General features: G+C 56.0%; 3 protein-coding genes, 1 tRNA gene and 3 rRNA genes. All 7 read right to left on the reverse strand.

Going from position 1 to position 11,079, the window contains the following annotated elements:
- Nucleotides 1–68: 68 nt before the first annotated feature.
- Nucleotides 69–185 (reverse strand): 5S ribosomal RNA (gene rrf / locus FFV09_RS07895).
- 210 nt (nucleotides 186–395) lie between these two features.
- Nucleotides 396–3,332, reverse strand: a 23S ribosomal RNA gene (locus FFV09_RS07900).
- Between the two features lie 255 nt (nucleotides 3,333–3,587).
- A tRNA-Ala gene (locus FFV09_RS07905) sits at nucleotides 3,588–3,663 on the reverse strand.
- Between the two features lie 100 nt (nucleotides 3,664–3,763).
- Nucleotides 3,764–5,315 (reverse strand): 16S ribosomal RNA (locus FFV09_RS07910).
- The 16S, 23S and 5S rRNA genes sit together here with 1 tRNA gene alongside, the layout of an rRNA operon.
- Nucleotides 5,316–5,766: 451 nt before the next feature.
- Nucleotides 5,767–7,779 carry an NAD-dependent DNA ligase LigA gene (ligA, locus tag FFV09_RS07915; RefSeq protein WP_141447322.1) on the reverse strand — a complete coding sequence of 671 codons (2,013 nt, stop codon included), beginning with the start codon at nucleotides 7,777–7,779 and terminating at the stop codon, nucleotides 5,767–5,769.
- 17 nt (nucleotides 7,780–7,796) lie between these two features.
- Nucleotides 7,797–10,142: a DNA helicase PcrA gene (gene pcrA, locus FFV09_RS07920; RefSeq protein WP_141447323.1), complete on the reverse strand. Its 2,346-nt coding sequence runs from the start codon at nucleotides 10,140–10,142 to the stop codon at nucleotides 7,797–7,799.
- Between the two features lie 223 nt (nucleotides 10,143–10,365).
- Nucleotides 10,366–11,070, reverse strand: a complete 705-nt coding sequence (pcrB, locus tag FFV09_RS07925; RefSeq protein ID WP_141450389.1) for a heptaprenylglyceryl phosphate synthase — start codon at nucleotides 11,068–11,070, stop codon at nucleotides 10,366–10,368.
- Nucleotides 11,071–11,079: the final 9 nt, after the last annotated feature.

Consider the following 11,079-nt stretch of genomic DNA (forward strand, 5'->3'; position numbering starts at 1 on the left):
AGATTCAAATTAACGTTAAAACAAAAAAGAAAAACCACTACCGATTAAAATCGATAGTGGTTTCTTTGGCTTGGCGGCTTCCTACTCTCCCAGGACCCTGCGGTCCAAGTACCATCGGCGCTAGAGGGCTTAACGGTCGTGTTCGAGATGGGAACGTGTGGAACCCCTCTGCCATCACCACCAAACCTAGGCTTACGAAGTAAGCCGGAACAGATTGTCTTTAGGAAACGAATATCCCGATTGGGCCTGTGTTTCCTAAACAAGCTCTGTCTTGTACAAGGTTTGCACCTTGAAAACCGGATCCGAAACGATCCACTTCGCGTCATGAAGTGTTTGCTCGCGCAGAAGTCTCAACCGAAGCGGATGCTTCCGAAGAGTCTGGCTGCGCAAGTCTATAGGATAAGCCCTCGACCGATTAGTACAGGTCAGCTACACGTATTGCTACGCTTCGACCTCCTGCCTATCTACCTCGTCGTCTCCAAGGGGTCTTACCACTTGCGTGTGGGAAATCTCATCTTGAGGGGGGCTTCACGCTTAGATGCTTTCAGCGTTTATCCCTTCCGCACGTAGCTACCCAGCGATGCTCCTGGCGGAACAACTGGTGCACCAGCGGTGCGTCCATCCCGGTCCTCTCGTACTAAGGACAGCTCCTCTCAAATTTCCAACGCCCACGACAGATAGGGACCGAACTGTCTCACGACGTTCTGAACCCAGCTCGCGTACCGCTTTAATGGGCGAACAGCCCAACCCTTGGGACCTACTTCAGCCCCAGGATGCGATGAGCCGACATCGAGGTGCCAAACCTCCCCGTCGATGTGGACTCTTGGGGGAGATAAGCCTGTTATCCCCAGGGTAGCTTTTATCCGTTGAGCGATGGCCCTTCCATGCGGTACCACCGGATCACTAAGCCCGACTTTCGTCCCTGCTCGACCTGTCCGTCTCGCAGTCAAGCTCCCTTATGCCTTTACACGCTGCGAATGATTTCCAACCATTCTGAGGGAACCTTTGGGCGCCTCCGTTACATTTTAGGAGGCGACCGCCCCAGTCAAACTGCCCGCCTGACACGGTCCCTGTACCGGATTACGGTACGAGGTTAGAACTAGCATGCGATCAGGGTGGTATCCCAACGGCGCCTCCCCCGAAGCTGGCGCTCCGAGATCTAAGGCTCCCACCTATGCTGTACAAATCGCACCCCAGTCCAATATCAAGCTGCAGTAAAGCTCCATGGGGTCTTTCCGTCTTGTCGCGGGTAACCTGCATCTTCACAGGTATTAAAATTTCACCGGATCTCTCGTTGAGACAGCGCCCAAGTCGTTACGCCATTCGTGCGGGTCAGAATTTACCTGACAAGGAATTTCGCTACCTTAGGACCGTTATAGTTACGGCCGCCGTTTACTGGGGCTTCAATTCAGAGCTTCGCATTGCTGCTAACCCCTCCTCTTAACCTTCCAGCACCGGGCAGGCGTCAGCCCGTATACTTCGCCTTGCGGCTTCGCACAGACCTGTGTTTTTGCTAAACAGTCGCTTGGGCCTTTTCACTGCGGCCCCCTCGTGCTATTCACACTACCGGGGCACCCCTTCTCCCGAAGTTACGGGGTCATTTTGCCGAGTTCCTTAACGAGAGTTCTTCCGCGCGCCTTAGAATACTCTTCCCACCCACCTGTGTCGGTTTGCGGTACGGGCGCCTTCACCTGGCTAGAAGCTTTTCTTGGCAGTGTGAGCCCAGGACCTTCGCTACTGTAATTTTCGCTCCCCATCGCAACTTGTTCTTAAAGCCGGCGGATTTGCCTACCGACAAAACTTGTTACTTGGACGGACACTTCCATCAGTCCGCGTCCCTTCCCTCCTGCGTCACTCCATTGCTCGTAACGGTTTACGGCGGTACAGGAATATCCACCTGTTGTCCATCGACTACGCCTTTCGGCCTCGCCTTAGGTCCCGACTAACCCTGAGCGGACGAGCCTTCCTCAGGAATCCTTGGGTTTTCGGCGGATCAGATTCTCACTGATCTTTTCGTTACTCATACCGGCATTCTCACTTGAATACAGTCCAGCGCTCTTTCCAGTACACCTTCAATCCGTATTCAACGCTCCCCTACCCCTGATGCGCAAGCGCATCAAGCCATGGTTTCGGTGGTGTGTTTAGCCCCGTTACATTTTCGGCGCAGAGTCACTCGACCAGTGAGCTATTACGCACTCTTTAAATGGTGGCTGCTTCTAAGCCAACATCCTGGTTGTCTGGGCAACTCCACATCCTTTCCCACTTAACACACACTTGGGGACCTTAACCGATGGTCTGGGCTGTTTCCCTTTTGACAATGGATCTTAGCACTCACTGTCTGACTCCCGGATATAAGTTGATGGCATTCGGAGTTTGACTGGACTTGGTAACCCTTGGCGGGCCCCGCACCCAATCAGTGCTCTACCTCCACAACTCTTCATCCGAGGCTAGCCCTAAAGCTATTTCGGGGAGAACCAGCTATCTCCGGGTTCGATTGGAATTTCTCCGCTACCCCCACCTCATCCCCGCACTTTTCAACGTACGTGGGTTCGGGCCTCCAGTGCGTGTTACCGCACCTTCACCCTGGACAGGGGTAGATCACCCGGTTTCGGGTCTACACCTACATACTACGTCGCCCTATTCAGACTCGCTTTCGCTGCGGCTCCGGCTTCTCACCTTAACCTTGCATGTAAACGTAACTCGCCGGTTCATTCTACAAAAGGCACGCCATCACCCCTTAATTGGGCTCTGACTTTTTGTAAGCGCACGGTTTCAGGTTCTATTTCACTCCTCTTCCGAGGTCCTTTTCACCTTTCCCTCACGGTACTGCTTCGCTATCGGTCACCAGGGAGTATTTAGCCTTGGCAGATGGTCCTGCCGGATTCATACGGGGTTTCACGTGCCCCGCACTACTCGGGATCCGTCTCGGAGAGAGCTTGCTTTCGGCTACAGGGCTATCACCTGCTGTGGCGGGTCGTTCCAAACCTCTTCGCCTACCAAACTCCTTTGTAACTCCGTGTGAGACGTCCCACAACCCCAGAGAGCAAGCTCTCTGGTTTGGGCTGTTCCGCGTTCGCTCGCCGCTACTGACGGAATCACTATTGTTTTCTCTTCCTCGGGGTACTTAGATGTTTCAGTTCCCCCGGTCTGCCTCTGCCGAGCTATGAATTCACTCGGTCAGTAACTGGGTATGAGTCCAGCTGGGTTCCCCCATTCGGAAATCTCCGGATCAACGCTCACTTACAGCTCCCCGAAGCACTATCGCGGTTCGTCGCGTCCTTCGTCGGCTCCTGGTGCCTAGGCATCCACCGTGCGCTCTTACTTGCTTAACCAAACTTCATTTGGAACTACGTCTTCGTAAGAAGAATAGTCCAGACGCGAAGTTTTTCGTTTCGGTATCCAGTTTTCAAGGAACAATTTTTGGGTGCATCACTTCGTGTGGATCAAAAATGGTTCACGCGCTAAGCGAAATCTCTTAATTCGAAATCTCTTAGTTCGAAATCTCTTGAATCTACAAGAAATGACCCTTTTTAATGTTTCCAGACACACCAAATCGGTCTGAATCCATATTTAACAGATGAAATTTATGGTGGAGCCAAGCGGGATCGAACCGCTGACCTCCTGCTTGCAAGGCAGGCGCTCTCCCAGCTGAGCTATGGCCCCGCAAATTCCATCAAAACCGAACAGTGAGTGAGTCTCTAATTTTTAACTCCCGAGAGAGACGGGACTGAATGTTTCCGTTGCAGGAAACGATTCTCCATAGAAAGGAGGTGATCCAGCCGCACCTTCCGATACGGCTACCTTGTTACGACTTCACCCCAATCATCTATCCCACCTTCGGCGGCTGGCTCCTTGCGGTTACCTCACCGACTTCGGGTGTTATAAACTCTCGTGGTGTGACGGGCGGTGTGTACAAGACCCGGGAACGTATTCACCGCGGCATGCTGATCCGCGATTACTAGCAATTCCGACTTCATGCAGGCGAGTTGCAGCCTGCAATCCGAACTGAGACCGGCTTTCTGGGATTGGCTCCACCTCGCGGCTTCGCAGCCCTCTGTACCGGCCATTGTAGTACGTGTGTAGCCCAGGTCATAAGGGGCATGATGATTTGACGTCATCCCCGCCTTCCTCCGGTTTGTCACCGGCAGTCACTCTAGAGTGCCCATCCAAGATGCTGGCAACTAAAGTCAAGGGTTGCGCTCGTTGCGGGACTTAACCCAACATCTCACGACACGAGCTGACGACAACCATGCACCACCTGTCTGGCATGTCCCGAAGGAAAAGCTTATCTCTAAGCCGGTCATGCCGATGTCAAGACCTGGTAAGGTTCTTCGCGTTGCTTCGAATTAAACCACATACTCCACTGCTTGTGCGGGTCCCCGTCAATTCCTTTGAGTTTCAGTCTTGCGACCGTACTCCCCAGGCGGAGTGCTTAATGCGTTAACTTCGGCACCCAGGGTATCGAAACCCCGAACACCTAGCACTCATCGTTTACAGCGTGGACTACCAGGGTATCTAATCCTGTTTGCTCCCCACGCTTTCGCGCCTCAGCGTCAGTTATAGGCCAGAAAGTCGCCTTCGCCACTGGTGTTCCTCCACATCTCTACGCATTTCACCGCTACACGTGGAATTCCACTTTCCTCTCCTACACTCAAGCGGGCCAGTTTCGGATGCGAATCGGGGTTGAGCCCCGATCTTAAACATCCGACTTAACCCGCCGCCTGCACGCGCTTTACGCCCAATAATTCCGGACAACGCTTGCCCCCTACGTATTACCGCGGCTGCTGGCACGTAGTTAGCCGGGGCTTTCTTCTCAGGTACCGTCACTCCGAGTGTAGTTACTCACCCGGACGTTCTTCCCTGGCAACAGAGCTTTACGATCCGAAAACCTTCATCACTCACGCGGCATTGCTCCATCAGGCTTTCGCCCATTGTGGAAGATTCCCTACTGCTGCCTCCCGTAGGAGTCTGGGCCGTGTCTCAGTCCCAGTGTGGCCGTTCACCCTCTCAGGTCGGCTACGCATCGTCGCCTTGGTGAGCCGTTACCCCACCAACTAGCTAATGCGCCGCAGGCCCATCTCTCAGTGACAGCTTGCGCCGTCTTTCCTCATCTCTCCATGCGGAGAAACGATGTATCCGGTATTAGCATCCGTTTCCGGAAGTTATCCCAGGCTAAAAGGCAGGTTGCCTACGTGTTACTCACCCGTCCGCCGCTAACCGTCAGAGAAGCAAGCTCCTCTTCAAGTCCGCTCGACTTGCATGTATTAGGCATGCCGCCAGCGTTCGTCCTGAGCCAGGATCAAACTCTCCATTAAGGTGCAACCTCTGTTGCACCCGCGACTCCGATTAGAGACCCCATAGGGCCTGGATTCGGATAAAGCGGATGGTCTTGAAGTTGACTTGTCAAGAAAGCACCATGTGCTCGTTAAAACGTGGCGATTCTCGATTGCTCAAGAACCTTATATTCTTACGACAATCTGCATTGTCGCAACTCACTCACTGTTCAGTTTTCAAAGAACTTGCGACCGGCAACTTGTTTGCCGAACGTTTTATATCTTATCATGCGTCGTTCTCGTTGTCAACAACTTATTTCTCAAGTTTCACAACCCGATGTTTTATGGTGTTGAGCAGCTGTCAGAAGCGACAAGAAATATCTTACCACCTAGCTAACAATAATGCAAGGCTTTTTCTGAATTGCTTTTTCTACATCCTTTGAACGAAAAGAAAAAGGCCGGCTGCCCGGCCCCTTCTTCCTTCAAACAGCCGCTATTCGTTCAGCAGCCGCACAAGCTCGTCTTCGTCTTCAATGACTTCAATGTCCAGCTCCCGCGCTTTGGTAAGCTTGCTGCCCGCTTTTTCTCCGGCAATTACGATATCCGTTTTCTTGGACACGCTGCCGGTCACTTTGGCTCCCAACGCTTCCAGGCGCTCCGCCGCTTCTTCGCGCGTCAGCTGATGCAGCGTACCGGTCAGCACGACCGTTTTGCCGCTGAAATAGGAATCGGCTTTGACTTCGGGCGGCGCTGCAGGAACGGTCGGCTGTACGCCCAACTCCCGCATTTTCTCGACGCCCGCCCGCATGAACGGATCGTTGAAGAAAGTCACGATACTCTCGGCTACGATTCCGCCCACGTCCGGCAGCTCGATCAATTCTTCAGCCGTCGCGTTCATCACTTTATCGAGATCCCGATAATGTTCCGCCAACATCTTCGTCGTCGACTTGCCGGTATTCGGAATGCCGAGGCCGAACAGGAACGAAGCCAGGTCGCGGGTCTTGCTCTGCTCCAGCGCTTCGATTAGATTGGCGGCTTTGCGTTCCCCGAACCGCTCCAGCTTGACCAGCGACTCCTGCTCCAGTTCATACAGTTCGGCAGGCTCGCGAACGTTAAGTTCGTCGTAGAGCTGCGTCGCCGTCTTGATGCTGAACGTCTCGATATCCATCGCGTCGCGCGAAGCGAAATGCGCAATCCGTCCGATCGCCTGCGGTTTGCAAGACAAGCGGTTATCGCAAAACAGATGCGCGCCGCGCTGAACGAGCGGGAAACCGCACGCCGGACAATTTTCCGGATAGACGATCTCTTCGCCGTCGCTCTCTTCCGTCACTTTGCCCAGAATCTCGGGAATGACGTCGTTCGAGCGGCGGATGAACACTCTCGTCCCCAGCGCATGCTTGAGATTTTTGCGTTCGATATCGCCGACGTTGTTGAGCGTGCAGTTTTTGACCGTGACACCGGCAAGTTCCACCGCTTCAAGCCGCGCGATCGGCGTGATTTTGCCTGTGCGGCCCACTTCCCACGATACGGACTCCAGCACGGTGGTTGTCTCTTCCGCTTCGAACTTGTACGCAACCGCCCAACGCGGAAACTTGCCCGTATAGCCGAGCACGGAGCGCGTGCGCACATCGACGATTTTGATAACCGCACCATCGATCAGGTAATCGAGCCCGCTGCGCCCTTTGACGATATCGTGCAGCTGCTCCATGACGTCCTCGAACTTGTTGAAATAGAAAATGTACGGATTCACCTTGAAGTGATTGTCCCGCAAAAAGTCCATCATCTCCAGGTGGCTCGCAAACGTCTTCGTATCGCTGTACCCGATATTATAGAAGAAAGCGCTCAGTTTGCGGCTCGCCGTCACTTTGGGATTCAGGTTGCGCAGCGCGCCGGCCGCGGCGTTCCGGGCGTTCTTGAGCGGTTCCTGCGCGGTCTTGTTGTACGTCTCCAGCGCCGACAGGTTCATGATGCCTTCGCCCTGTACTTCGATCGTGCCGTCCTTGAACGGAATGGACAGCGGCACGGAGCGGATCGTTTTGACCTGTTCCAAAATCCCTTCGCCGACCGTGCCGTTGCCGCGCGTCGCCGCCTGCACCAACTTGCCGTCCGTATAAGTCAGGTTCAGCGTCAGCCCGTCGAACTTCAGTTCCAACGCATATTCCAGTTCCGGCAGCGGATTTTCGGGATTCTTGGTGTTGTAGTCGTTCCACAGCTTCAGCGTCCGCGTATTCCAGGTTCCCAGCTCTTCTTCGTTTTGCGCTTTGTCGAGACTCCAGAGCGGAGCCAGATGCCGATGCGGCGCAAACCCTTTGAGCAGTTCGCCGCCTACCCGCAGCGTCGGAGAATCCGGCAGAACGAAGCCGCTCTCCTGTTCCAGCTTGATCAGCCGGTCGTAGAGTACATCGTATTCCTTGTCGCTGACCGTCGGCCGGTCCAGCGTATAGTATTCGTAGCTGTAGCGGTTGAGCTGCTCGACCAACCCTTCCATCTCGTGCATCGCATCCATCGTCTTCCCGTCCTTTTTTATTCGACTTTGGTAATCGGCGCAAATCCGGCCAGCAGGCGCTTGATGCCGGTCGGCGCTTTAAAAGCGATGTTCAACTCCGTATCGTTGCCGCTGCCCTTGATCGACACGATGGTGCCTTCGCCCCATTTGCCGTGCGCGACTTTGTCGCCGACCTGGAACGCGCCGGTGTTGTTCGTGCTGCGCGCGGCAGGCTTGCCGCCCGCCGGGGTGACGGTCACGCCGGAACCGCGGGGAGCGACGGCCGGTCGGCCCATGCCCGTAGGCGCGGTGCTCGAAGCCGGACGGCCGAAGCCGCCGGTCGACGATCCGCCGCCGAAGCCCCGTCCGCCGCCGCGCGAATTGCCGTAGCCTTTGTCGGGATCGCCGCCGCGGCGGTACCGGTCGGGATTGACTCCGGTATCTTCCTTCAGCTCTTCCGGAATCTCCTGCAGGAACCGGGAAGGCGGATTGGCCGTCGTGCGGCCGAACAGCGTCCGCATCTGCGCGCAGGAGAGGTACAGCTGCTTTTCCGCGCGGGTGATGCCCACGTAGGCCAGGCGGCGTTCTTCTTCCAGTTCGTCATTGTCGAGGAAAGCCCGGCTGTGCGGGAAGACGCCTTCCTCCATGCCGATAACGAACACGACCGGGAACTCCAGGCCTTTGGCGCTGTGCATCGTCATGAGGACGACGGCATCGTCGGGATTTTTGTCTTTCTCGTCGTCGTTGACCGTGTCGATGTCCGCGATCAGCGCAAGGTCGGTCAGGAACGCGACGAGCGTCTTCTCTTCCGTCCGCGCTTCGAACTCCAGCGTAACGGACAGGAACTCGTCGATGTTCTCGATACGGGCTTTGGACTCCAGCGTGTTTTCTTTTTGCATCTCGACGCGGTATTGGCTCATCTCCAAAATCTTCTCGGTCAATTCGGTGACGGACAAATAATCGACCATGCGGTGCAGGGCGACGATCATGTCATAGAACTCGACCAGCGCGTTGCGGGTCCGCCCGGCAAAGCCGAGATCGTCCACCACTTCGAGCACCTTGAACATGGAAATGCCCCGCTCGGTCGCCGCCGCGGCCAGCTTGGCCACGCTCGTGTCGCCGATCCCGCGCTTGGGCACGTTGATGACGCGCACGAGGCTGAGATCGTCGTCCGGGTTGGACAGCAGGCGCAGGTAGGCGAGCAGATCCTTGATTTCTTTGCGATCGTAGAACTTGATGCCGCCGACGATCTGGTACGGAATATCCGACTTGATCAGAATTTCCTCGATGACCCGGGACTGGGCGTTCGTGCGGTACAGAACAGCGTGGTCTTTGTAGACCATGCCTTTTTTGATATTTTTGTGGATCTCACCGGTTACGAAGTATCCTTCGTCATGCTCGGTGCTGCCGCGGAACACGCGGATTTTGGCGCCGCCTTCCTGATCGGTCCACAGGTTCTTCGGCTTGCGTCCGGTGTTGCGCCCGATGACGCTGTTGGCGGCATTCAGGATATTCGCGGTAGAACGGTAATTTTGCTCCAACAGGATCGTTTCGGCTTCCGGGTAATCTTGCTCAAAATTCAGGATGTTCGTGATGTCGGCGCCGCGCCACCGGTAGATGGACTGGTCGCTGTCGCCCACGACGCAAATCTGATGGTGCTTGTCGGCCAGCATGCGGCACAGCATGTACTGCGCGCGGTTGGTATCCTGGTATTCGTCGACGTGGATGTAGCGGAATTTTTTCTGGTAGGACTCCAGCACTTCGGGCACTTCGTTGAACAGCTCGATCGTCTTCATGATCAGGTCGTCGAAGTCGAGCGAGTTGTTGCTGCGCAGGCGCTTCTGGTACATGCCGTACACTTTGGCCGCGATGGACTCCATAAAGTCTCCGCCGGCTTTTTGCTCGTACATCTTGGGCGTGATCAGTTCGTTCTTCGCCGCGCTGACGAGCGCCTGAACGGCTTTGGGTTCGAACTTCTTCGTGTCGAGGTTCAGGTCCTTCATGCAGTTGCGGATGACGGACAGCTGGTCGCCGGAGTCGAGAATGGAAAAGCTGGACGAGAACCCGATCCGGTCGATATCGCGGCGCAGGATGCGGACGCACATCGAGTGGAACGTCGAGACCCAGATCTCCTTGCCTTCGGGTCCGACGAGCGCCGAGACCCGTTCCTGCATCTCGCGGGCGGCTTTGTTCGTGAACGTGATCGCCAAAATGCCCCACGGCGCGCTCTTCTTGGCGCGGATGAGGTGGGCGATCCGGTGCGTCAGCACCCGGGTCTTGCCGCTGCCCGCACCGGCCATGATCAGCAGCGGGCCTTCCGTCTTGAGAGCGGCTTTGCGCTGCTGCGGATTCAGGCGGGCGATCGATTCGTCGAGGTTAAACATGATGTGGTGCTCCTTTCGTTGCGCTCGGAGAGACGCTGCGCATTGGCGTCGGTTGAGATAGGGAATGAATAATCGATAATCCAACATAAAAGATCAAGAGACAAAAGCGTACAAGGAATGCACAAGATTATGCATTCCGGGATAGGCTGCTGCAAGGACTCCGATATCCGCGCGGCTGCGCGTACCGAAAGCGGAGTCCGCTTCAAAAGGGATTGATTAAAGCTCAGGTCGGCGATTTGGCGCTCCGGACGCCGCGAACGGTATCGAGAGCGGCCTTCAGGTCGTCGTAGACGATATTGCCGACGACGACCGTATCGGCGGCTTCGGCCGCCGCCAGGGCGGTCCCGTAATCGCGAATGCCGCCGCCGTAGAAGACGGATGCTTCGCCCGTCACCCGGCGCACTTCGCGCACGAGCTCAAGATCGCCGTACATGCCGCTGTATTCGACGTATACGATCGGCAGCCGCATCAGCTTGTCGGCCATACGGGCGCAGGCCGCGGCGGCAGCCGCGTCGATCTCCGCCTGCGCTCCGGTCAGGTGCGCGACGGTGGAATCGGGGTTCAGCACGATGTACCCCTCGGCGGCCAGCATATCCCACGGGATGACTTCCCCGAAGCTCTCCAGGCCCGCCCGGTGGTGCCCGGTAATCCATTCCGCCCGATCCGTGTTCAGAATCATCGGAATGAGGTACAGATCGAATCCCGGCACGACCGAATCCAGCGTCGAGACCTCCTGCGCGCAGGGCAGTTCGTAACGCCGAATGCGCGACATGAGATCGACCGTGTTGTCGTAGGTGACGCCGCTCGACCCGCCGACCAGAATCGCGTCGCTGCCCGACAGGCAGATCGCGTCCAGATCCTGATCGGACAATTCCCGATCCGGATCCAGCTTGAAAACATGTCGCCATGTCTCGAATAGGTGACTCAATGCCATTCC

The sequence above is a fragment of the Saccharibacillus brassicae genome, assembly GCF_006542275.1.
GTDB lineage: Bacteria > Bacillota > Bacilli > Paenibacillales > Paenibacillaceae > Saccharibacillus > Saccharibacillus brassicae.